This window comes from Celeribacter baekdonensis B30 (genome assembly GCF_000299875.1).
GTDB lineage: Bacteria > Pseudomonadota > Alphaproteobacteria > Rhodobacterales > Rhodobacteraceae > Celeribacter > Celeribacter baekdonensis_A.
In genome coordinates, this window is sequence record NZ_AMRK01000004.1 from 15,352 (window position 1) to 37,759 (window position 22,408).

Here is a 22,408-nt window from a genome sequence, read left to right on the forward strand (position 1 = left end):
CTAAACCGAAGGATTCGCGATGATGTCCAACCCATGTGCGCGCGGAAAAACCAGCCTTAACCCTTCACCCGATCCTCTGGAAGGCCTGCCTGCTGTCACTCTGTCAGGCACCGATTGGCGCTATGCCTTGCGGCCCGCCGAGGCTCCGGGGGCCCCGCTGCTGATCGCGGCCCATGGCAGTGACAGGGATGTTCATGGCCTGCTCACAGGTCTGGACCTTGGCGGTGCCGTGTCCCTTCTTGCGCCGCTGTTTCCGGCGCAGATTGACGATCACGATGCAAGTGATGATTATAAATTCCTGATCGGCGGCGGCACTGACTACCTGCACCTCATGGACCGTATTCTGGCCGAAGCTTTAGGGCGTCTGGGCCATAAGCCGCGCTGTATTTGGCTCTTTGGCTTTTCCGGCGGGGCGCAGTTTGCCCAACGTTACGCCCTGTTTCGCGCCGCCGAACTGGACGGGTTGCTCCTTGCGGCTCCGGGCGGCGTGACGTTGCTGCGCGAGGATGTCGCGTGGTGGCCTGGTCTTGACGGTGCTGAGGCGGCCACGGGTGCAGAGCTTGACAGGGAGGCTCTTATCACTCTGCGCACGGCGCTTTTCGTCGGCGGCGAGGATCGCGCAAAAGGGGTCGTCAATCGCGGTCCCGGCACACGCTTTGGATCGGCACAAGCAGGCCTCGCTGGAGCGACGCGCATCGATAAGGTCCATGCGCTGCGCGATAGCCTCACGGCTCTGGGTGCGCCTGTGACCCTAACTCTCATTCCAGGTGTGGGGCATACGCTTGCCCCCTGCGCCGAAGCGGCTTCGCATGTTTTGCGAAACTGGCTTGATCAACAACAAGCAAGCACCGTTCATACCCTCAACAGGAGTTCCAAATGAAACATCTCTGGATTGCCAGCGCCTGCGCGTTGCTGATGACCCAAACGGCACAGGCGCAAGCCGTGCCCGAAGGCTACCCCGCCGACTACAGCGATCTGATCGCACAAGCACAGACGGAGGGCTCGCTGCTTATCTACACCAACCTGTCGAGCTCCAACCTCGGTCCGGTCATCGAAGCCTTTAACGCGGCCTATCCCGATATTGAGGTCGAAATGATCGAGATGGGCCCGTCCGAGACCTTTTCGCGCTATGATGCTGAAACTGGCACTGGGGTACAGAGCGCCGATCTGATCATCGCGAATTCGATCCCCGATTGGGTGCGCGCGGTCGATGCGGGAACGCTGGATGACTATGCGTCGCCCGAACAGGCCAACCTGCCGCAATGGTCCTATCCAGAGGCAGGTCTCTATACGTTTTCGACCGATCCGATGGTCACGATCTACAATAAGCTGACGGTGTCAGAAGACCTTCAAGTGTCCTCAATGAAAGAGTATTTTGCCAATATCGTTGCCCATCCTGAGGTGTTTGAGGGCAAGGTTGGGACCTATGATGGGCGCTACGCCTTTGGCGGTTCGATTGGCTATGCTTTCACCAAATTCCATGGCGATGCGGCGTGGGACTGGTTTGCCTCCGCAGGTCCGATGACCCGTCCCGGCGGCGGGGCAGGTGGCATGATCGAACGCACGCTCACAGGCGAGCTGGCCTCTTCGTTCTTTGTCTCCGCACCGGTCGTGTTGAGCCGTATGGACCCCGCGCTGGAGCAGGTTTTGGGCTGGACATTCCCCTCTGACGGCACGCCGGTTTTCCTACGCGGTATGGGCATCACCAAGGATGCGCCTCATCAGGCCGCCGCCCGCGTGTTCCTTGATTATGTCCTCTCCGAACCCGGCCAATATGCGGTCGCGGACGGCAATCTGACGGCCTACCGTCCGGGGGTCACGCCCGAGGGTGAGAATGCCTATTCGCTGGATGAGGTTATCGCGGCCGTTGGGTCCGAGGACAAGCTGATCCTGATCGACTACGATGCCGAGATGGTCGAGAATTTCGAGGCCTTCAATGCCCGTTGGGGCGCTGCATTCAAGATGTAAGCCGGACAGGACCGGTTTGCCCAACGGGTGCGGACCGGTCCCCACCGAAAAGGATATTCCATGACATATGCGACCCTCTCGGACCGCGCATCTCGCGGTGGCGGCGTTCAGCGGTCCTTTGACCGGGCGCGTCTGGCGCAATGGTTGATTTTTATCGTGACCGCTGCGCTGATGCTGGCACCGGCCTTGCCGATCTTGCTTCAGGTCTTTGTTGATCGCCCGCTTTACGCCGATGGCTGGCAATTCACCCTGTCCAATATTGGCGACATTGTGCAGTCCGAACGGATTGGGCGCATCGCGCTCACAACTGGCATTTTTGCCCTGTTCAGTGTGATCATCGCCGAAGTGCTGGGGATCGGTGCGGCGCTACTCATTGGACGGACTGATTTGCCGGGCCGCCAGATTATGGGCGATGTCCTGATGTGGCCACTCTATTTGTCCCACCTGATTTTTGCGCTCGGCTGGGTGGTCATGTACGGCCCATCAGGGTTTGTCACGCAGACCATCGCGCAGCAGACAGACGGCGCGCCGTGGAACCTCTATTCCATTGCTGGCATGTCGCTTGTTGCGGGGATTTCGCAGGCGCCATTGGCCTATCTCTATTGTCTCTATGGTGCTGTTCGCTCTGTCGATTCCACGTTGGAAAGTGCCGCTCGCACGGTCGGTGCGGGGCCTTTGCAAGTGCTGCGTCGGGTCACTTTGCCGCTCATGGTGCCCTCGATCATCACCTCGTCGGCGCTCAATCTGGTGATTGCCGTCGAGACCCTGTCCATTCCGCTGTTTCTGGCGCGGCCGGCGCGGATCGACACGCTGTCGACGTTTCTTTACGCCGAAGGGATTGCCGCCTCGAACCCGAACCACGGGCTCGTTGCTGCCTCGTCGCTTCTTTTGATGTTGCTTGTGGGCTCCGCGCTTGTGGTGCAGCGCATCTTGTTGCGCCAGGGGCACCGCTATGAAACCGTCAAAGGCAAAGGATCACGTCCGATGGTCCTGAGCCTTGGTACGCTGCGTTGGCCTCTGGCACTCTTGACGGGTCTCATTCTTCTCGTCGCGGTGGTTGTGCCGATCGCGGGTATCCTGTTGCGGGCCTTTACCTCGTTCCTCTCGCCTCTGGTGCCGTTCACCAAGGTTCTGACCCTCGCCAATTTCGAGCACCTGTTTGGCAATCCTGCCAACCTGCGCGCGATTGGCAACACGGTCCAAATCTCGCTGCTGTCAGCGGCGCTTGGAACCGTGCTTGCCGTCGCTGTGGCGTTGGTCATCCAACGCTCGTCGTTCAAGTTCGCCGGTACACTTGAGGCGCTGGCCTATTCGCCGCGTGTCATCCCCGGGATGATCACGGGGTTGGGGATCTTTTATGCGGCGATCATTTTGCCGCCGATGGGATGGCTGCGCGGCAATATCGGGATCATGGTCGTGGCCTATGTCATGGCGACCCTGCCGCTGGCGCTGGGGGTGATCCAACCTGCGATTGTCCAGATCGGGCGCGACCTCGACAAGGCCGCGCGCACCGTGGGGGCTGACTGGGTCAGTTCCATGCGTCTGATCATGGTACCCCTGCTCAAACCCGCGCTGCTGGGCAGTTTCATCCTGCTCTTTGTGTTCCACCTCAAATCCTACATCATCGCCATTTTCCTGATCGCCCCCGGTCTCGAAATCATGGGCGTGACGATGCTGTCCTTGTGGACCAACGGCGATGTCGGTGAACTGGCAGCCTTTGCAACCCTTCAGATCGTGATGATCGCTGTCCTGCTGATCCTCTCACGTCTCCTTTTCAAGGTTAAGATCTATGACTGAACTCGTGCTCAAAGACGTCTCGCGCCGATACGGCACAGCCCTCGCCATCGACGGCATCAACCTGAGTGTCACAGACGGTGAATTCCTGACCCTTTTGGGCCCCTCCGGCTGCGGCAAATCTACGACACTTTCGACGATCGCGGGGCTGGACCAACCCACAGGTGGGCGCATTTCCTTTGGCGAGCAGGTGTTGGTGGATGCTGCATCCGGCACCTTCCTGCCGCCTGAGGCGCGCGGGTTTGGTGTGGTGTTCCAAAGCTATGCTCTGTGGCCGCATCTGTCCGTCGAAGACAACGTTGGTATGGCGCTGAAACTGCGCAAAGTGCCCGCGGCCGAGCGGCGCGCCCGCATCGCGCAGGCGCTGGAACTGGTCGAGCTGGGATCGCTGGCCAAACGCTATCCCGGTGAATTGTCCGGTGGACAGCAACAGCGTGTGGCACTGGCGCGCGCGATTGTGTTTCGCCCGCCGTTGTTGTTGCTGGACGAGCCGCTGTCCAACCTCGATGCGCAGTTGCGCCAACAGGCCCGCATCTGGCTCAAGGATATCCAACAGGAACTGGGGCTTACCACGATCTACGTGACCCATGATCAAGACGAGGCGCTGGCCATGTCTGACCGCATCGTGGTGATGCGTGGTGGCAAGATTGTGCAACTTGGTACGCCGCAGGAAATCTACCGTGACCCGATCCATCCCTTTGCCGCAAGCTTTATCGGCAATGCCAATCTGTTGGCTGTGACAGGTAGCGCCACGTCGCATGTCGGCCCCTGCGACGTTACTTTGGGCGACGGTCAGGTCGTTCGGGCGCGCACGCCACTTGCGGATTTGTCTGCGGGCGCGCAGCTTTTGGCCATCCGACCGCATCTGATCCGTTGCGTCCCAACCGATGATGCGTCAGAAATCAAGGTTGAGTTCGGTCCCGAAAGCTACCTTGGGGATCACTTTGAACAGGAGGCCCATGTGGCAGGCTCCACGATCCGGTTGAGCATCGACACACCACAGCCGCGCGGTGCAGGCCGGATTTGGGTGCGGGCGCAAGATGCCGTTGTGTTTGGGGTAGACGGATGAGGGCGCTGATATGACCGCGGAGGCCCCTTCTTTGATCGACCATATGCCGGATGACGTGACCGAGCGTCTGCGCAGCGACATCGTTCTGGGCGCGCTACGTCCGGGCGAGTGGCTGCGCCAGATCGACTTGCAGGACCGCTACAACTGCACACGTAGCGCTGCGCGTACCGCTTTGGCAACGCTCGCAAATGCGCACATCGTGGAGCACACGCCAAATCGTGGGTTCCGCGTGGTGCTGCCCTCGATCGAGGCGCGCGTGGAAATCACCGACGTGCGTTTGATGTTGGAATTGCCCGCCGCGGCAGAGGTCGTGGCCAATGCCAGTGATGCAGACATCGCTGACATCCGGGCGGCGGCTCTGGCTTTTGATGCCGGTGTGGATGTCTTGCCATTTCAGCAGATGCGCGGCCTCAACCATGCGTTCCATCGCGCGTTGGTCGCTCCCCTGCAGAACTCAACACTTGCGAGCTTGATCCATGAGTTGCGCGAACGCGACCTGCCGGGCGACTGGTCGAATTGGGCCACGACGGCCAAAGTTCGTCAGTCCAGCCTTGACCACCTGCACATGGTCGATGCGATAGAGACGGGCGATGCACGCGCTTTGCAGGACATCATCGAGGTGCATTTGACACGATGGCAAACGCTCGACGCGGACCAAGATTGAAGGTTGGGCAAGGCGAAGGGCGCGGGCATAGGGCAACGTGCGCTTTTTAAAGGCCCAGTTGAAACGGAACCGGAGCCCATCGCATGAGCTATTCGCATATTTTCGGCACCACGCGCTGGCATTTTGAGGACCTGCGCATGCTGCTGGCGCGAGCAGCGCCGCACCGTTCGGGTGATGTTTTGGCGGGGCTTGCTGCGCGCAGTGCCGAGGAACGGATTGCTGCACAATATTGTCTGGCGGATGTGCCGCTTAAGGCCTTTCTCGCAGATGCTCTTATGCCCGAAGTGGCCGATGAGGTGAGTGATCTGATTGCGGCCCAACATGCCTCTGATGCCTTTGCGCCGGTCGCCTCCCTGACTGTGGGAGCGTTTCGCGAATGGCTTTTGGGCGCAGATGGCCCTGCCATTGCGGCGGTCGCTTGGGGCCTGACGCCAGACATGGTCGCTGCCGTCAGCAAACTCATGCGCAACGCCGATTTGATCAGTGTGGCGCGCAAAATCAATGTGGTGCGTGCGTTTCGCACCACGGTGGGTCTGCCGGGGACGATCGCGGCGCGCAATCAGCCCAACCATCCGACTGACGATCCGTTGGGTATTGCGATCAGTGCTGTGGATGGGCTGATCTATGGCTCGGGCGATGCTGTGATCGGCGTTAATCCAGCCACCGATAGCGTCAGTGACTATATTCGCACCACGCGGTTGCTTGACGAGCTGCGGCTCACCTATGACCTGCCGGTTCAATCCTGCGTGCTTGGCCATGTGACGACTGCGATTGAGGCGATCAACCTTGGTGCGCCGGTCGATCTGGTGTTTCAATCCATCGCAGGATCGCAATCGGCCAATGCAGGCTTTGGCGTCTCGCTGTCGATCCTGCGCGAGGCTCAGGACGCCGCCCGTGCGCTCGGACGCGGCACGGTGGGCCAAGACGCGATGTATTTTGAGACGGGGCAGGGCGCGGCCCTGTCGTCGAACGGTCACCACGGCGTCGACCAGCAAACCATGGAAGTACGTGCCTATGCGGTTGCCCGCGCCTTTGACTGTTTGCTGGTGAACACCGTCGTGGGCTTTATCGGACCGGAGTATCTCTACGACGGCAAGCAGATCATCCGTGCGGGGCTTGAGGACCATTTCTGCGGCAAGCTTCTGGGCGTGCCGATGGGCTGTGATGTCTGTTACACCAACCATGCCGAGGCCGACCAAAATGACATGGATCTTTTGCTGCACAGTCTGGCGAATGCAGGGGTGAACTTTGTCATTACCGTTCCGGGGGCCGACGATGTCATGCTGAATTACCAAAGCCTCGCGCACCATGATCTTGCGCAGTTGCGCGAAACGCTGGGCCTTACCCCCGCGCCGGAATTTGCCGCATGGCTGGCGCAACACGACATCCTTGATCGTGCGGGACGTGTCACTGGCGCGCAAACGTGGTTGCAGGGCGCAGGGGCCAAGTTATTGGAGTTTGGCGCATGAGTGATGACAGGCCCGTTTTGCGCCGCGTCCTTACGGCGGATGTGATGACAAATCTCAAGCGGTTTACGGATGCGCGTATTGGTCTGGGCCAAGCGGGTTCAGGACTGCCAACGCAGGCCGTTTTACGGTTTTCCCTCGACCATGCGCGGGCGCGCGATGCGATTTCCTCGGCCTTTGAGGTCTCGGCACTTTCGCGGGCGCTCAAAGACGGCGCTTGGCCTTTGGTGGTCGAGAGCGCTGTCACATCGCGCGAAGAATATCTGACGCGTCCGGACCTTGGCCGTCTCCTCTCGGGCACATCTCAGACGCGGCTTTTGCAGAGCGCGCTGCGTTGCGATCTGTGCCTTGTTGTGGCCGACGGATTGTCGGCACTGGCGGTCAACCGCAACGCTGTGCCGCTCATCGAGGCGCTGCGACCATGCCTGCCTGCGGGGCTGACTGTTGGCACGGTTTTGCTGCGCAACGGGCGGGTGGCTGCGGGTGATCGTATTGCGTTGGCGCTCAAGGCGCAGGCCGTTCTAACGCTCATCGGAGAACGCCCGGGCCTGTCGGCGGCCGACTCGCTTGGGGCCTATGTGACATGGCACCCGCGCGCCGATACGCGCGATGCCGAGCGCTATTGCGTGTCCAACATACGTACCGGCGGCATGGATATTTCCGCTGCCGCCACCCTGATCGCCACTTTGTTGGAGCGCAGCCGTTTGGCAGGGCGCAGCGGGGTCGCTTTGGTATGAGGCGGCTACGGCTGCGCGCTTTGCACGTAGCGCCCCGAGAGGCGATGTGCCTCATTGCGAATACGGTGGCGTTTCGGGCGAAAGAGAACGGCGGTTTGACCATGGACCGACAAGAACATCTGAACCTGTCTTGCTGATTTAACCCGGCCGAAAATCTCCTCTCGTCGAGGGGTGTGCCGACGAGACGCCTCGCCGCGGTTGTTCAATCCCTTGTGTGATACGTGATCAACGCGAGGACAAAGCTCGCGCGTAGCGACGCCATAGCTGAGCAATTTGTCCGTTGCGATAACCCGAGGTGTGCCCCAACGCTTCATGAGTTTTCGCAAGAAACGTTTGGCGGCTTTAGCGTTTCGGCGCGACTGCATAAGGATTTCGAGGGTGTCTCCATTGCCATCGACTGCACGCCAGAGCCTGCTTTTTCCCACGGATCGTGACCACAACTTCGTCCAGGTGCCATTTGTCGGCGGACTGGGGGCGTTCACGTCGGATCTTGGCCGCAATCTGTGTGCCAAATTTCGCCACCCAATCTCGGATCGTCTCATGACGGACCGTGATGCAGCGTTCAGCCAGAAAATCCTCAACGCCGCACAGGCTGAGGGCGAAACGGTGGTAAGCCCAGATAGCATAAGGGCTGCTGGTAGCGTCTTGGCAGTCCCGCTTTGGCCATGCTGGGGTGTTGGAGCGATCTTGTCCGTACGCGCTGTAACGGAGGCTCCAGCGACGGACGAGCGGCGGCTTCGTCCCGTACGGAGTGAATTCGCGCATGCTCTTATTTCGCGCCTGCAGCGAAAGTCCGGAATGACGGACCGCATTGCCGCATCATATATAATGGACGATCAGCAGGTTTGGGCCGGGAACGAGGTGAAATGCAGGAAATTATGCACTTACCGTAATGCGGGGTCGGAAGACACCACATGTATTTGAGGCGAACCGGTGCCGCAACGGCGCCCTAATGCGTTTCGGCTTGAACTTGAATCGCGGGGGATTCTCATGAGGTGTCAGATGTGATTCATCTGTTTTGGGCGGATGGATCATGTCAGCACCTTTGCCATTGGCACTCAGAGGTCGGTTCCAGAGATTGATTGAAGAAGGGGTAAGCGGGCGAGCGGCAGCGTTGCGTCTGAAGCTTTCACCAGCAACAGGTGCGCGATGGGCGCGCCAGGTGAGAACCGGAGGCCATGCTGCCCCAGCCCTCCAAGGTCCTCCGCGCGGGTCAACATTTTGCGCATTTATTCTTTGCTGGCCGAAGAGGCGAGATAGGCGTTGAATTGGCTTTCGAACCGCGCGTCATAGCATTTTCCCTCCTCAGAAAATGCTATGATTTTTCCATTGTCAGAAAGCAGATGGTAGAAAAGGGCCTGAGATCCATACCAACCGACGAACGTGTTGTCCGGCCTGAGTTTCCGGAACGATCCTGCCGGAATGCCCGCCACCATGCGGATAATATCGAGCGTTTCAGGCATCGCGCGACATATGTCCGGGTCCAGAATCCGGACAATGTGATTGGACGCATCCCGTTCGACGGCACAGGCATGTAGAGATATCTCCCAGTCCACGCCATTTTCAACCACGACCACTGGATGGCACAGGAATGCCATCAGTTCGGCAACATGCCGGATACAAGTCTGTTTGTTTGTCTCCGAACGTACGGAGTCCTTCATTTCTGCCTCTGTGAGAACGGTCTCCGGGCTCTCATCTCTCCAGAGATCAGTCGGCCAAACGACCAGAATGTCCCGGTTCGACAGCTCTGATATACCCTGTTCCAGCCTTGACGCATATGCAATTGACACCTCGGCGCCGAACGCCTCAATAGCGTGCCTGATGGACACTTCATGCAAACCTGTTTCTGCCCCGTAACCGCCAATTTCCACCCCAGAATGAGGCCCAACGAGGACAACAAGTTCCGTCTGACCGGCGTCAGACAGCTCTTTCAGGCAAATCTCCAAAAGTGTCCGCCCACCAATTTTTCGCAATTCACTCAGGTGCGGACCGTCGGGCAGATCAAAACCGACAGGAACTACGGCCAATGCCATTCACTCCCCTCCAATGTCTAAATCAGGTTTGACAGGCGGCACCAATTCAACACGAGCAGACGAGGTGCCCATTCATCATTTATTGCGCCTGTCCTTTATTGACCCTGTCCTTGCGTCGCGTCACCTGCGACGAAGAAAAATTCGTCAGAGCCCAGACTGGCAGGGTGACACCGCCTCGACATCAGGGGCATGTCCCGTTCCCAGATCGACGAATTTTACGGCATTCACCGCCCCACCTGCGTGTTTGTACAAAAACCGCGCCTCTTCATCGCTGAGAAACAGAAGGCCCGAGGGAGTGTTTCGGATCATTTTCAAATGTCCAGCGTCTGGCCCACTGGTTTTGTCCCGCGCTCCGAGTGCTTCCATAATCAAGCCGTTTACGTAAATCAGCCCCGGCTGATTGAGACAAAGCGCGATAAAGCGCCACTCAGTCTGATCGGAGCCGCGCGCCAGTCGATCTTCGCTCAAAGACGCTGCGCGGACCAATGCTTTGGAAGAACCGAAAATCTTCTGACAATGCGGCGTGTCTACCAGCAGTAACGAATGCGGCGACACACAAACACTTCCTTTGCCATACGGATTGATCTCTATCGGAACGTCCCGCCCGCCATTGGCGCAAACCGTCACATGAAGGAAGCCTTCCAGGACGGCTGCGCCCCGATCATAGGTGAGGACACGATCCCCTTCGCTCAGATCTTCGATCAAGATGGCCCCAGTCGGGGTCATCACCATCGCACCTTCAGAGATCAACCCCGGCAGGACAGGTGTCACTAAGCGTTGGCCAAGCTCTTGAATTCCAAGCAAATCGGTCATCTTGGCCCCTCCCTTTTCCCGCTCTGTTCTGAATGTTGCGAAACCGGGGATGCGGGGTTTTAACGCCCCATCCGCCAGAACTCTCCGCGGTTGTCAGGACCTGTGCCAAGCCAGCCCCGCGTTGTTTCTGCAATCTTGTTGACGATACGCAAACGTTCCCCGGAGCCCAAGGTGCCCCCGTTCACTGCGGTGAGCGCACGCCCATCCGATGCAACGATCTGTTCGGGCACCAGAACAGTGTTTGTACGGGCGTCTCTGACTTCGATTTTGAAGCGCACACTTTCTACGCCAGTGCCGTCCGGGGCGACGTGGAACGCCTTAGGTGTCAAAGCGTGAAACCTGATCAGTTCCACATCGAAGACAACGGGAACCGGTCCTCTAAGCCCCTTGCTCCCCTGCGCAAGCCCTTCTTTGAGAATTGCAGCAACCTGCACACGCTTGTCGCCTTCACCATCGCCGTACCAAACGATGTCTTCTTGCGGGATCACCACATTGATCCGATTGACCTCAAGCGCCTCCGGCACGTCAACATGAATGGCTTTCACGGTCCATGCTCTGGACGTTTCTGAAGAAACCGGCGTGTAATCCACTAAGAATTCTGACCCGCAGCCGGACAGGCCGATCAGAGCTAGAGAGGCGACAATAGTACGGGCAGCACTCAGCATATGTGTATATCCTTTACTCATTAATTTTTAGACTTTGCGATCAGAGCACTTCGTTGCCCGCGTCCTCTCAACCCGGTACGCCGGATCATCGAAAACGGCGGGATGTGTTGTAACCTTCGTGCTGCGCACAGCGACGCCTCATCAAATTACGTCGAAAAGCGGAAGTTGTAATTTCTCTACCGCACTGCACAAATCGCAATTTACGAAGCGCTTTTGCGCCACTTCCTTCGCAAACCGGCTGCAGTCTGGCGCCACTAAGAGGTTCGGGCATCGACGATCTCCGCATCCGGGATGGCTATAGAAAAGCCGACGGATTTCCATGTGACCACGATCTCTTCGACATCGTGACAACGTGACACTTCAGCAGAAATATCGAATCCATCGCCAGTGATGTCAGTTGCTTTCAACCTGCATCCGGGCACGTGCACCGGGAGGTGAAGCGATACCGAAGGCGGCACTTCAAAGGGCACGTCGAACCACACCCGGCGGATCAGGTTGATGGCCCGCATTTCTCCTTCGATCGCAGGCAGGCTTGGGTGCAAACGGATACGAAGAGGCTCCCGCCCATGGAGGACGCACACCTCTTTACCACAGAAGGCCACATGCTGTTCGGAGTGCTCTTGCACGCCCGCCTTGGACTCGTCGAAACACTCGCGGGCCAGCCATATCTTGCGTATCATTTTGGGGATGTGTTCTTGTGACGGGCGCTTTCGCAGCGTCCAGTTTGTGTTTGTATGTCCCATTTTTGCTCCTGATTGTTAAAACGTCACACGATGAACCTTGTTTCGAAGCGGATGTCCTTGCCCGAGGACTTGAACGAAGAACCGGAACGCAGAGGGAGGGTCCCAAGCTCCGGGTTAGGTGAGGGCCTGCATCTACGGACACGGCTCACACCACACGACATATAAATACAGACCGGGACCAAGCAGTGCTGCCAGTAACCGCGTCATATTGGGGGAATATGGCGGAAAGCCTGCCGATCCCGGCCTGTACCCCCTCTCTCGCAAGGGCATGAAGAGAGGGGGGAAACCAAAAAACCATTTACACACAAGGGTTAAGGCCGAACATATCCGTCCTTTAAGCCACCAGAAGTTTGCCGTTGCACTTAATGCGCTCGGCCAATTTGCGCGCCCGACGCCCAGGCACCAAAAGACGTACAGCTGCGGTGCCTGCCTCAGGATCGGCGCGCAGGCCCGGAAATATTGTGAAAATCTCCTCGCGCGCCTCCGGGCTCACCGCTTTCAAGGCTTCGGCCCCCGTGAACAGGCTCTCGGTGGCAGCCCCATTCGAAAAGACGATCTGATGTTGGTCAAAAAGGAAGTGCCAATAGGTCACTTCCGTCATGTTTGCTGCCACCTCGATGCCATCGAGGGCCACAAGATGTTTTGCAGCCACGAGGACTTCTTTGGTGCCGAACATTCGTTCGGCCACCTGCGAGCGGACCAGAACACGGTGCTGCGGTGAGACGATGAGATCCTGTTCCGGCAGAGCGTACCCCAAAGCCCCTGCGCGGATGCTGATCGGACGCAGGTTCGGGCTGGTGCCAAGTTCCGTTGCCGAGAGCGTCCGAGATCCGATCCAGCGGACCGGTTGATACCCGTGGTCCAGCGTCAGGATCATGTCGCCGACTTGGATATCTTCGATCATAACCTCCCCGTATAGTGTTTTGAACTGCGTGCCGGAGGTGAAGCAGACCACGACAGCTTGGTCGTCATTTGCCGATACGGAACCCGAACCATATTCAACACCGTCCCATGTTCCCACTGTGATGCTGGTGATATTTCCGGGATAGAAATCAGCTGGCCATTGAGCGTTGATACTCTCATTGATCCGAAGGACCGCATCCCCATTTCCCAACTGCCAGACCGTAAGGGTCATCGTCCAGGTCTGTTCCGTTCCGTTGAAATCAAGATAGGTAATAACTGTATTTTCATAGAGGGCGACTTCATTCAGTTGACGCTGAACCCCGTCAGGAGTGATGATACCATCCCCGCCATGCACGGTGCCGTCGTCCACGTCGGCATCCCTGATCACATCATTTCCGTCAGCGTCCACCATCTGAAGGTCGCCGTAATTGTAGTAATCGAAATCCACGCCAGCAGTGAATTCTACTCCGTTTAAACTTCCATCGAGATCAGCCGCGCCGTTTTGAGGTATGAGGCCTTGCCCATACCACGCCCACATATCAAGAGTTGCCATTCCATATCTCCTGAATTGCCCTAAGAAAAAGACTTAAGGTGTTGTAAGATACTGCCTCGTGTCGCCTCTAACCCTTCTCAAGCCACCCTTTAGCGCCCGTGGAGTGCGCTATGGCTTCTGCATTTCCTAAAGTGCTGTGACGTGCCTTCCCCCCATGCGAGACGCCCCGGTCAAAATTGACTTCCGCAGCCGTGCTTGGCTTTCACACCCGAGTTCGCCGTGCACGCCGCCGCCTGCCAAACACGCGACACTTGAGCCAGGTCCAAATAACTGCGAAATTCCAAGCATCAGGGAAAATTTCCTTGGGAATCGATCAACGTGTTTCGAACAGAGGAGCACAAGCCTAGGGGGGGCGGAATTTCTCTAGTGACCAACAGTGAGTGACGCCTGAGAGCGAATGCCTTTGCGATTCAACGCTGTTTTCGGTCGTTTTTTGCATCGGCAGGCGGTATAAAGCGTCGATTTAGGGGGGATTTCGCACTCTAATTCCCCCTTACGAGCGCAAGAATCTAAACACAGGCAAGAACGACTGACGCGAGAGACGCCTCTTTTCGGGAAAACTTCACCAAACGACGACATTTGGAGGACAAGTTGGTAACGCTACTGACGCTCGCACTCTTCATAAACCTTTTGCTTGTCTTATCGCGCTTGATACTCCGGGTTGGTCCGGCCGGTTGGACCATGGCCGTTCCCCCGGCGGTTTTGGCCGGCGCACTGGGCCTTGGAATACGGCTTTTTGCCGAGCATTTTTTTCCGGACTGGTCCTTGTTGCAATCCGCAGTGGGGTACTTCATGCTGTTGCCCGGGCTGATGCTTGTCCCGCTGCTGGCCGGTATTCCGCTCGGGAACCGCCCCTCGGCCGCCACACGCAGTATAAAACGCAACGTTATGATGATGTTGCTCATCGGCATTGCCGTTTTCGGGCTGCAAGTCATGATCGGCGGTTACCTTGCCGAGGTTTTGCGCCTCTTTTACAAAGACCTGCCTGCCTATGGCAGCCTTGGTCTTGAAATGACGGCCGGCTTCTTTGGCGGTCATGCAACCTCAGGTGTGCTTGGCAGGGTTCTGCACGATATGGGGCATAGCGAATGGACGCTCGCACAGGCCTTGGCGATTACCTATGCCACTTACGGCCTCGTGATGAGCATCGTAACAGGCCTCATCCTTATAAAAATTTTTCGACGTTCAGGCCGGGACGGCCAGACCCGAACTCACCCCATCAAAATGGAACAAGACGGAATATCCATGCCACAGCGGCGCAAAACACAAGGGGTGCGCCTGCTCGCCACCGGGTTTCTGATCCTCCTCGCCTCTCTTCTTGGATTGGGCTTCCAGATCACATGTATGCGGCTCGGCATTGCCGGGCTTAGTGTGGTGCCGCCATGGATTTATGCTTTGCTCTGTGCATGGCTGCTTTGGAAGGGCCTGCGCAACACGGCTGTCGGGCGTCATGTCGACCGTGACAGTTCCCACAACGTAACCGCATATTGCTCAGATATTGCAGTGATCGCGGCGATCACCGCCTTGCCGTACGAACAGGTGGGGCCGATGCTCAAGCCGGTTCTGATCATCGCCACCGCAGGCCTCATCGGAACGATGTTTCTTGTTCTGGCGGTGTCTGCAAAAGTGTTTAATTCGTCCTCTTGGCTGGAGCGGGCGTTGTTGATGTACGGAACCGGCACGGGCGTCTATGTCAGCGGGCTTGTGCTCTTGCGTATGGTCGATCCTGAGCAAAAAAGTGATGCCCATCCTGACGCCGCACTTGCCTATCCGATGATTGCCATGCTGTCGCTTTTCGCTCTGCCTGCCCTGGCGGGTTTGGGGGAAGTGAAGGGAGCTGTCGCCATGGGGACGACCGGCGGTTTCATTTGCCTGTCGAGTCTTCTCATCATGGCCCTCGCAGCGCGTCTGAAAATCTCAAAGGTATCGCCGCCGCATTCCAGCGTTTGAGAGGACTCGTTGTGTCAAAATGCCTCCGGCAAACCCCGCATGTTATGTCTGCGGTCACACCAATGGATGTGTCTTGGAGGATGGCCTACCTCATATTTCCGCAACAGTAAGGAGAGAATGGGGGTGGCGTGCCCGCCATAAGGGCCGTCACAGCCGCTTTGAATATAACCTTTTCCGCATAGAAATGGCTCTCGCAACGCGGGTGCAATTATTCCCTTGTGGCAAGAAAACCATGCGCTATCTTCGCGGAAAACCATCAAAATATGTCGCTCCAAAACCGAACCAGTAGCGTTTGAAGTATTTTCATATTGAAAACTGATGCTCTGGAGCGAACTGTTGGACATTCCTGTAGTCTTTATCTTGTGTGTTCAGACGTCGCTTGCACGACATCAGGGCGGGTCGGCCGCTGGTGAACGGAAAATCAGAATACGAAACAAAAGATGAATAAAAGGGGGGGCAAATGGAGGAAAAGCAGAAGGTGCAGGACCAGAATGCACATCTGACGGAAAATATTCGCTATCTCGTGAGCCTGATGCCTTCCATTGCAACGGCATCCCGAGACATCGGTATCAACCGTCAGCAGTTGAATAAATATTTGAACGGAAGCAGCCAACCGTCTTTGCGGACAATGCGCCGAGTGGCCGAGGCCTTTGATGTTGCGATCGAAGATCTTACGCTGCCGCCTCCGGACTTCGCGCGCAAAATGCACAAATTCCGTGAACTTGAACAAGTCAGCATACAACAGTCTCTGACCTCTGAGCTGACCGATCAGGCGATCTCCAGCAGCCAGGCGTTACGGCCCTATTGCGGTCTTTACTTTCGCTACTACGCGCTCCCCTCTACCGGCAATCAGGTGCTGCGTTCCTATGCCATGATCTACCAGAAAGACGGGCTTACCTTTGCACGCTTCATCGAACGGTTCTCGAATGCCGGTGAGCCGTGGAAAATAGCTCATATCCGTCGCAGCCAGCATCTCCTCTCCTTCAATGGGGACCGGATTCAGTGTATCGAACTACCAACTGTACGAAATCAAAAAGCCTCGCCGAATTTTACGATCTTCTACCCCACTTACATGAAAGGGGTGCAATATCTCAGCGGGTTTCTTCTTGGCAGCTTTGCATTTGGGCGCCGCCCGATCTTTTCGGCAAGCGTGGCGTTGGAGCGCCTGCCTGTGGACCGTATCAGACGGAGCGATCTTCTGAACTGTGGTTTGTTATCTTTTGACGCTCTTCTGCGTCACTCCGAAATCGCCCATCGCTTGTGCGGGAATGATAGGGCCTCTCCTGTCGTTCATATAATGGAATAAGATCATTACTATGCCTAAAGACAATCACACGTTCGCGCAAAATTTGCAGCATGTCGTCGGGTATTTCCCAAGCGTCGTTCAGGCCGCGGGCAAACTTGGCATCAATCGCCAACAGTTGACGAAATATCTGAGCGGGACAAGCACCCCTTCACTTGCCACTCTTCGAACCATCGCCTCGTATTTCGGGGTCGAACCGGACGATATGTTCCTGCCACCGCGCGATTTTAAAAAGCGGTGGAGCCCTCCGGCAAAAGTTGAAGGTTTGCCGCCTCAGCTTGAAGGGACTGTTCAGGATATTTTGTACCATATGCACCGGACCCATGGGGACATGGACGAGATTTGTGGTTTCTATCACGCCTACATCAACTTGCTCACACATCCGAACAAGATCGGGCGGGCCTATACAGTCATTCAACGACATGGCGATTTTACTGCCGTCAAAACGATCATGTTCGCCAGTCCGTATGGCGCAGAAAACAAACCCCGCAGACCGATCAAAATCAATGGGATCGCGCTTTATCTTGGTGAGAGAATATACATACTGGATGCTCAAAACGTAGGACAGCCCAATGCGCGCATTCAATCCATTGCACTCTATCCCAGCTCTTTTCCGCAGGCCGATTACCTGACCGGTTTGCTCATGACGACGAACAACGCCCGAAACCGTCCGATATATTCAACACCCATTGTCTTTCAGCGTCTCAACGCGGATCGTATCCGAAAAGATGACATACGCGCTTGCGGTGTTTTTTTTCGCGACAGCGGGAACGTCGCACCGGACATATTGGAACTTCTCAATTCTGTTCAGCGCTAGCGCTTTGATCCCACGTTTTGAGGGTGCGGTCCTTTCTTTGGAAGGGAAAGGACGCGCCGTGGTGCCCGGACCCGCCACTGGCCGATTTACGCCGCCGGTTGCCGTGGGGACCGATTCAGGTGAATTGGAGGTAGGGGGGGAAGTCGAGGGGGGGAGGGATGATGGCGGTGATTTTGAGCTGTGCAATGGTGCGGTCGCGCGCCTTTTCGAGATGCATCGCGAGCATGCTTGCGGCGGCGGTTATGGAGCCCGAAAGGGAGAGTTCAATCACTTGTCCGAGCTCCAGACTCGATTGCGTGTCCGGCGGCAGACCCAGGGCAAAGAGCGCCGACTGGCAGGCCTCCAATTCGATGCGGTTGCTTGAAGCAAATGCGGAAAGATCCGCGTTTGACGTCGTTAGAATAACCATTTCAAAAAAGCGCTGGTCAAGAGAAAACCACTGAGCCGGCGTCAGCGTCGACTGTGTCGAGAATGTGCGGATTTCTTCTGCAAGGGATCGAAGTTTTTCGGTCGGAAGCGTCGCTGATTTGAGTGCGGCCACTTCAAGGATGCTTCGTAGTTCAAATTTGTCCTTTATTTTCTTTGATGTAAGAGGCTCTACGACCCAGCGGGATGTGCGGTTCTTTTGGACTAGGCCGCGCTCCTGAAGGCGTCCGAGAACGTCGCGGATGATTGTGCGGGAGACGTTATACTCCTCCGCCATCTGCGCTTCGAAAATACGGTAACGTCCAAACACAGGACACCGTGTCACATGATAGGCGACGTCATCGTAAATCCGGAGCCAGCTGGGCTTTCCAACGCTTTCGGACAGGGTGCTGTGATCCAGTTCGATCTGGCGCAGGTCCACGCGTTTTGGCGTGAGGTCTCTGCCAGCCACCAGAAAACCACGCCCGGAGAACCTTTGGATTGCCCCTTCGGCTTCGATGATTTCAAGCGCTCTTTTGACTGTGGCACGCGACATGTCTAGTCGCTCGGCCAGAGCGCTTTCTTGCAAAACCAGGCCGGGGCAGAGGTGGTCGAGCGCGATGTTGTGGCGAATGAATTCAGCGGCAACCTCGAAAAGAGGTGCCCGCTTGTCGTTGTCTTCAGTGGTGGGCGCGGGGTCTTCTGAAATGGCCATTTCTGCCTCGTCTGGTTTCTTTCCCTGACAATAAGAGGTGGGAGGAAGTGATGAAAGCAAATTATTTTTGTGTGCAAAGATCAAAAATAATTGGGTGCCATGAATTTAAGCAAATGCGACTTAAGTCTTTAAAAGTACAATAATAATGCGTTTTACCGCATTTATGGAAGTTCATTAAAACGATTTTTAGAATACAAAAATCGTTTATTTACTTTACGGGACGCAAGAATCGATGTTTGTATCAACAAAATCAAAAATATCGAAACAGGGGAAAATCAGTGCTGACGCTAAGCCGAGTAAGCCGCAGATACGGCGAAACTGTCGCCTTGAGCGGCGTGGATTTTGTCGTCCCGGAAAACACATATATGTCGCTCCTTGGCGCGTCCGGTTCGGGAAAGACGACTCTCTTGCGCCTGATTGCGGGGTTCGAGGAACCCGATCAGGGAGAGATTTCCATTGATGGCGACCGGATCGACGGCCAGCCCTCTCATCTGCGCGACATTGGGTTTGTGTTCCAGAACTTCGCTCTTTTTCCACATCTGACCGTGGCCGAAAACGTGGCGTTCGGGTTGCGTTATCGCGCCCATGCGCCGTTGACCAAAGAGGCCGAAATCAAAGACCGGACCGAAGACATGATGGCGCTTGTCGGGCTGTCGGGCTTTGGTCACCGGGCGGTCAGTGCGATTTCAGGCGGGCAGCGTCAGCGCGTTGCGCTCGCCCGAACGCTGGTGTGTGAACCGCGGATTGTTCTGCTTGACGAACCGCTTGGGGCGCTTGACGCCAACTTGCGAGCACGGATGTGCGACGAGTTGAAAGCAATCCGGGAACGTCTCGGCGTAAGCTTCCTGCATGTGACCGGCTCCGAAACAGAAGCTCTCACCATGGGCGACAAGGTGGCCGTCCTTGCAGACGGACGCATTATGCAGTCCGACGCCCCAGATATGCTTTTCAATCAACCTGGGAATGCCGAGGCAGCGCGGCACCTCAATGCATGGAACATCTTTGAGGCCGGGCTGTGTCGCGGTGATGTCTCTTCGGGCACAATCGCTGTGCGATTTGACCAGATGGATGTGAGCGCGGAAGGCGCCGCGCCGCAAGGGCGTCCCGCTTTGGGCGCGAAATATCTCACTGGAGAATTCAACGGGCCGACCGCGCTGTCCTTTTTTCGCGCGGATGACGGCACGCTTTTGCAGGTCATTGATCACCTGAGCCAGCCCCGCTTGCCCGATCTGGTCGAAGGTCAGCGCTACGATATTCATTTTGCCCCGCAAGCCTTGCGCCAATTTCACGGAGCCGCCTGATGTCAGCCCTGTCCACCGACACTCACTTCGCCACCCCCCATTCCCCCGCCGAATTACGCGAGAAAAAGGATCGCCGCCGCGCGATCAGCCTTTTGACTCCGGGCCTGTTGTGGATGTTTTTCTTCATGGTCCTGCCGATGGCCATGGTGATCTATGTGTCCTTCTGGACCCAGACGACATTCTCGGTGAATTCGACCCTGACCACTGCAAGCTGGAAGCACTTCCTGAGTTCTGCGACCTATCTCAGTGCGATCTGGACCACACTGCGCATCTGGCTCATCGTCTTGATATCGACCGTTGTGGTCGGCTATCCGGTGGCGCTTTTCATCGGGCTTTTCGTGCGTAACAAGACGCTGCAAACGGCTCTCCTCGTGGCCTGTGTGATCCCGTTCTGGACCTCTTTCCTGATCCGGGTGATCGCGTGGCGTCCGATGTTGGGAACCGAAGGGGCGATCAACGTGATCCTGATGAAACTCGGGATCATCTCTGAACCTCTGACTTTTCTTTTGTTTTCCGAGTTTTCCGTGCTTGTCGGCATGACCCAGATTTACTGCGTGTTCATGGTTGGACCGATCACCTTCATGCTGGGGCGGATCGACATCTCCGTGATCGAAGCCGCGCGCGATCTCGGCGCCTCCTTCGGAACCATTTTCCGCCGGATCATTCTTCCGCTGTCACTGCCGGGGGTCATTGTCGGTGCGATCTTTGTCTCCGTCATGGTGCTCGGTGAGTTCGCGACCGCCGCATCGCTTTCGGGCCGCAAAGTCAACCTACTCGGAAACATCATCGTGAGCCAGGTCGGCTCGCTCAAATGGGCCTTCGCTGCCGTCGCAGGTGTCGTGCTCACCATCATCATCACCGCCGTGATCGCGCTCGCTTTGCGTCTCGTCGATCTGCGCAAGGAAATGTGAGCCATGGAATCTCGTATCCTTCGTCCGACCCTCGCTCTTTATACGGCATGCTTTTTGCTGTTTCTCTACGGGCCGATGATCGTCCTCGCGATCCTCTCCTTTCAAAGCATCGACGGCGGTCCACAATTTCCGATCCGCGACTGGTCGATCTACTGGTATGAGCACCTTTTGGGGCTGGCCGAGACCTCTCGCGTGTCCCAACTTCCAGTGGGCGAGAGCCTGATCCGCTCTATTGTCCTGGCCTTTATGACCACGGTGGTCTCCACGGTTCTTGGTGTTATGAGCGCCGAAGCCTTTCGCACAAAATTCAAAGGCTCCGGTCCTGCCTTTTACCTCATCATCCTCGGGATGATGGTGCCGGGGGTTCTGGTCGGTCTCGGGATGGCGCTTTTGTCCAATACGCTCGATCTCGGACGGGCCTGGTGGGGGACGTCTTTCGTCCTGCACGTCGTCTACACCTATCCCTTTGCTTTCCTTGTCATGCTCGCCATTTTCAATCGGTTTGACCGGACGGTCGAAGAAGCCTCCCTCTCGCTCGGTGTCAGCCCGGCCCAGACGTTCCGCCGTGTGACGTTCCCGATCATTTTTCCGGGGGTGCTTTCCGCCATGCTGTTCTCTTTCACGCTCAGCTATGACGAATTTGCGCGAACGCTGTTCACGGCTGGCCGTGACCTGACCCTGCCGCTGGCGATCTATGGCACCTTTTCGGTGGAAATCTATCCCAACCTCTTTGCCTTCGGTGTTCTCACCACGCTCTTCAGCTTCACGCTTTTGGTCATCTACGGCCTGTTGATGAAGCGGTTTACGTCCAAAGCCTCGCGCTACAAAGGCCAGGAGGACGCATGATGATTGCGCTTGTCACCGGAGCAGGCTCCGGCATCGGGGCCGCCATCGCCCAACGTCTCGCCGCCGACGGGCATACCGTCGCCGTCAATGATCTTTCGCTTGAGGTCGCCAAAACAACCGTCGCACAAATCCATGCCGCCGGGGGTGTTGCCGGAGCCTATGCCGCCGATGTCAGTGACGAAGCTGAGGTGAACGCAATGGTCGCCACAATCACCGAAGATTTCGGCGCGCCGGAGATTTTGGTCAACAACGCGGGCTTCGGTCACCAAGCACCTTTCACCGAGATCACGCCCGAGATGTTCGACAAAATCTTCGCCGTGCATGTTCGTGGCAACTACCTTTGCACCCGTGCCTGCCTGCCCGCGATGCTCGCGAAAGGGCAGGGGCATATCGTCAATATCGCCTCGCAGCTTGGCCAGATCGGCGGTGTTGAACTGACCCATTATGCAGGGGCCAAGGCCGCTGTGATTGGGATGACCAAATCTCTCGCCCGTGAGGTGTCCGCCAAGGGCGTGCGCGTCAATGCCGTCGCACCGGGGCCGATCAATACACCGCTGGTCGAGGCTTTGTCTGAAGACTGGAAAACCGCCAAGCGCGCCGAATTGCCTTTGGGACGCTTTGGCAGTCCGGCCGAAGTGGGCGGTGTTGTCTCTTTCCTTGTCTCCGATGATGCGGCGCTTTTCGTTGGACAAACGCTCGGGCCGAACTCCGGCGACGTCATGCTCTGACCTCTTCAAACGGATATGAATCAA

The 22,408-nt window shown here is 57.0% G+C and carries 20 protein-coding genes and 1 pseudogene; 14 read left to right on the forward strand and 7 right to left on the reverse strand.

The window, feature by feature from the left end:
- Window positions 1-22: 22 nt before the first annotated feature.
- From B30_RS08190 to eutC, 7 genes are all read left to right on the forward strand, one after another.
- Window positions 23-880, forward strand: coding sequence for an alpha/beta hydrolase (locus B30_RS08190; RefSeq protein WP_193217676.1), 858 nt, complete (start codon window positions 23-25; stop codon window positions 878-880).
- Window positions 877-1,968 (forward strand): ABC transporter substrate-binding protein, encoded by a 1,092-nt coding sequence (locus B30_RS08195; protein ID WP_009571578.1) that lies wholly within the window; start codon window positions 877-879, stop codon window positions 1,966-1,968. Before B30_RS08190 ends, B30_RS08195 begins: the two co-directional genes overlap by 4 nt.
- Before the next feature lie 60 nt (window positions 1,969-2,028).
- Window positions 2,029-3,765 carry an ABC transporter permease gene (locus tag B30_RS08200; RefSeq protein ID WP_009571579.1) on the forward strand — a complete coding sequence of 579 codons (1,737 nt, stop codon included), beginning with the start codon at window positions 2,029-2,031 and terminating at the stop codon, window positions 3,763-3,765.
- Window positions 3,758-4,831: an ABC transporter ATP-binding protein gene (locus tag B30_RS08205; protein ID WP_009571580.1), complete on the forward strand. Its 1,074-nt coding sequence runs from the start codon at window positions 3,758-3,760 to the stop codon at window positions 4,829-4,831. The genes B30_RS08200 and B30_RS08205 overlap by 8 nt, the downstream gene beginning before the upstream one ends.
- A 10-nt stretch (window positions 4,832-4,841) precedes the next feature.
- Window positions 4,842-5,495 (forward strand): GntR family transcriptional regulator, encoded by a 654-nt coding sequence (locus B30_RS08210; protein ID WP_009571581.1) that lies wholly within the window; start codon window positions 4,842-4,844, stop codon window positions 5,493-5,495.
- Window positions 5,496-5,578: 83 nt separating this feature from the next.
- Window positions 5,579-6,964, forward strand: coding sequence for an ethanolamine ammonia-lyase subunit EutB (locus tag B30_RS08215; protein ID WP_009571582.1), 1,386 nt, complete (start codon window positions 5,579-5,581; stop codon window positions 6,962-6,964).
- Complete coding sequence (eutC, locus tag B30_RS08220; protein WP_009571583.1) at window positions 6,961-7,698, forward strand: ethanolamine ammonia-lyase subunit EutC; 738 nt, start codon at window positions 6,961-6,963, stop codon at window positions 7,696-7,698. Before B30_RS08215 ends, eutC begins: the two co-directional genes overlap by 4 nt.
- A 5-nt stretch (window positions 7,699-7,703) precedes the next feature.
- Here eutC and B30_RS22135 read toward each other — a convergent pair.
- From B30_RS22135 to B30_RS08250, 6 genes and pseudogenes are all read right to left on the reverse strand, one after another.
- A pseudogene (locus B30_RS22135) lies at window positions 7,704-8,325 on the reverse strand (IS6 family transposase); the annotation flags it as partial.
- Between the two features lie 602 nt (window positions 8,326-8,927).
- The gene (locus B30_RS08230; RefSeq protein WP_009571584.1) at window positions 8,928-9,731 is read right to left on the reverse strand and encodes a hypothetical protein; all 804 of its coding nucleotides are present in this window, start codon (window positions 9,729-9,731) and stop codon (window positions 8,928-8,930) included.
- 144 nt (window positions 9,732-9,875) lie between these two features.
- A complete protein-coding gene (locus B30_RS08235; protein ID WP_009571585.1) occupies window positions 9,876-10,544 on the reverse strand; it encodes a Hint domain-containing protein in 669 nt (222 codons plus the stop codon).
- Between the two features lie 59 nt (window positions 10,545-10,603).
- Entirely contained in the window at window positions 10,604-11,209 is a 606-nt protein-coding gene (locus B30_RS21330) for a DUF6778 family protein (RefSeq protein WP_009571586.1), read from the reverse strand.
- A 254-nt stretch (window positions 11,210-11,463) separates the two neighbouring features.
- Window positions 11,464-11,952, reverse strand: a complete 489-nt coding sequence (locus B30_RS22140; protein WP_157789800.1) for a hypothetical protein — start codon at window positions 11,950-11,952, stop codon at window positions 11,464-11,466.
- Window positions 11,953-12,286: 334 nt separating this feature from the next.
- Complete coding sequence (locus tag B30_RS08250) at window positions 12,287-13,408, reverse strand: Hint domain-containing protein (RefSeq protein WP_232616908.1); 1,122 nt, start codon at window positions 13,406-13,408, stop codon at window positions 12,287-12,289.
- Between the two features lie 681 nt (window positions 13,409-14,089).
- Between B30_RS08250 and B30_RS08255 the strand changes: the two genes are divergently transcribed.
- From B30_RS08255 to B30_RS08265, 3 genes are all read left to right on the forward strand, one after another.
- Window positions 14,090-15,358, forward strand: a complete 1,269-nt coding sequence (locus B30_RS08255) for a hypothetical protein (protein ID WP_009571589.1) — start codon at window positions 14,090-14,092, stop codon at window positions 15,356-15,358.
- A gap of 460 nt (window positions 15,359-15,818) precedes the next feature.
- Complete coding sequence (locus B30_RS08260; RefSeq protein WP_009571590.1) at window positions 15,819-16,664, forward strand: helix-turn-helix domain-containing protein; 846 nt, start codon at window positions 15,819-15,821, stop codon at window positions 16,662-16,664.
- 10 nt (window positions 16,665-16,674) lie between these two features.
- Window positions 16,675-17,478 carry a helix-turn-helix domain-containing protein gene (locus B30_RS08265; RefSeq protein WP_009571591.1) on the forward strand — a complete coding sequence of 268 codons (804 nt, stop codon included), beginning with the start codon at window positions 16,675-16,677 and terminating at the stop codon, window positions 17,476-17,478.
- Between the two features lie 115 nt (window positions 17,479-17,593).
- Here B30_RS08265 and B30_RS08270 read toward each other — a convergent pair whose 3' ends face one another.
- Window positions 17,594-18,598: a GntR family transcriptional regulator gene (locus B30_RS08270; RefSeq protein WP_009571592.1), complete on the reverse strand. Its 1,005-nt coding sequence runs from the start codon at window positions 18,596-18,598 to the stop codon at window positions 17,594-17,596.
- A gap of 335 nt (window positions 18,599-18,933) precedes the next feature.
- Here B30_RS08270 and B30_RS08275 point away from each other — a divergent pair, with 335 nt between their 5' ends.
- The 4 genes from B30_RS08275 to B30_RS08290 are packed head-to-tail and all read left to right on the forward strand — an operon-like array spanning window position 18,934 to window position 22,384.
- Window positions 18,934-19,899, forward strand: a complete 966-nt coding sequence (locus B30_RS08275) for an ABC transporter ATP-binding protein (protein ID WP_269771044.1) — start codon at window positions 18,934-18,936, stop codon at window positions 19,897-19,899.
- Window positions 19,899-20,810, forward strand: coding sequence for an ABC transporter permease (locus B30_RS08280; RefSeq protein WP_009571594.1), 912 nt, complete (start codon window positions 19,899-19,901; stop codon window positions 20,808-20,810). Before B30_RS08275 ends, B30_RS08280 begins: the two co-directional genes overlap by 1 nt.
- 3 nt (window positions 20,811-20,813) lie before the next feature.
- Window positions 20,814-21,656 (forward strand): ABC transporter permease, encoded by an 843-nt coding sequence (locus B30_RS08285; protein ID WP_009571595.1) that lies wholly within the window; start codon window positions 20,814-20,816, stop codon window positions 21,654-21,656.
- A complete protein-coding gene (locus B30_RS08290; protein ID WP_040402093.1) occupies window positions 21,653-22,384 on the forward strand; it encodes an SDR family NAD(P)-dependent oxidoreductase in 732 nt (243 codons plus the stop codon). The genes B30_RS08285 and B30_RS08290 overlap by 4 nt, the downstream gene beginning before the upstream one ends.
- The last annotated feature ends 24 nt before the right edge of the window (window positions 22,385-22,408 follow it).

Bases quoted from the DNA above. Each gene is read 5' to 3' on its own strand.
- B30_RS08265 (WP_009571591.1), top strand. From the start codon at position 16,675: ATGCCTAAAGACAATCACACGTTCGCGCAAAATTTGCAGCATGTCGTC.
- B30_RS08230 (WP_009571584.1), bottom strand. From the start codon at position 9,731: ATGGCATTGGCCGTAGTTCCTGTCGGTTTTGATCTGCCCGACGGTCCG.
- B30_RS08195 (WP_009571578.1), top strand. From the start codon at position 877: ATGAAACATCTCTGGATTGCCAGCGCCTGCGCGTTGCTGATGACCCAA.
- B30_RS08260 (WP_009571590.1), top strand. From the start codon at position 15,819: ATGGAGGAAAAGCAGAAGGTGCAGGACCAGAATGCACATCTGACGGAA.
- B30_RS08235 (WP_009571585.1), bottom strand. From the start codon at position 10,544: ATGACCGATTTGCTTGGAATTCAAGAGCTTGGCCAACGCTTAGTGACA.
- B30_RS22140 (WP_157789800.1), bottom strand. From the start codon at position 11,952: ATGGGACATACAAACACAAACTGGACGCTGCGAAAGCGCCCGTCACAA.
- B30_RS08205 (WP_009571580.1), top strand. From the start codon at position 3,758: ATGACTGAACTCGTGCTCAAAGACGTCTCGCGCCGATACGGCACAGCC.
- B30_RS08285 (WP_009571595.1), top strand. From the start codon at position 20,814: ATGGAATCTCGTATCCTTCGTCCGACCCTCGCTCTTTATACGGCATGC.
- B30_RS08190 (WP_193217676.1), top strand. From the start codon at position 23: ATGTCCAACCCATGTGCGCGCGGAAAAACCAGCCTTAACCCTTCACCC.
- B30_RS08210 (WP_009571581.1), top strand. From the start codon at position 4,842: ATGACCGCGGAGGCCCCTTCTTTGATCGACCATATGCCGGATGACGTG.
- B30_RS08255 (WP_009571589.1), top strand. From the start codon at position 14,090: ATGGCCGTTCCCCCGGCGGTTTTGGCCGGCGCACTGGGCCTTGGAATA.
- B30_RS08215 (WP_009571582.1), top strand. From the start codon at position 5,579: ATGAGCTATTCGCATATTTTCGGCACCACGCGCTGGCATTTTGAGGAC.
- B30_RS08250 (WP_232616908.1), bottom strand. From the start codon at position 13,408: ATGGCAACTCTTGATATGTGGGCGTGGTATGGGCAAGGCCTCATACCT.
- B30_RS08200 (WP_009571579.1), top strand. From the start codon at position 2,029: ATGACATATGCGACCCTCTCGGACCGCGCATCTCGCGGTGGCGGCGTT.
- eutC (WP_009571583.1), top strand. From the start codon at position 6,961: ATGAGTGATGACAGGCCCGTTTTGCGCCGCGTCCTTACGGCGGATGTG.
- B30_RS08280 (WP_009571594.1), top strand. From the start codon at position 19,899: ATGTCAGCCCTGTCCACCGACACTCACTTCGCCACCCCCCATTCCCCC.
- B30_RS08290 (WP_040402093.1), top strand. From the start codon at position 21,653: ATGATGATTGCGCTTGTCACCGGAGCAGGCTCCGGCATCGGGGCCGCC.
- B30_RS08270 (WP_009571592.1), bottom strand. From the start codon at position 18,598: ATGGCCATTTCAGAAGACCCCGCGCCCACCACTGAAGACAACGACAAG.
- B30_RS21330 (WP_009571586.1), bottom strand. From the start codon at position 11,209: ATGCTGAGTGCTGCCCGTACTATTGTCGCCTCTCTAGCTCTGATCGGC.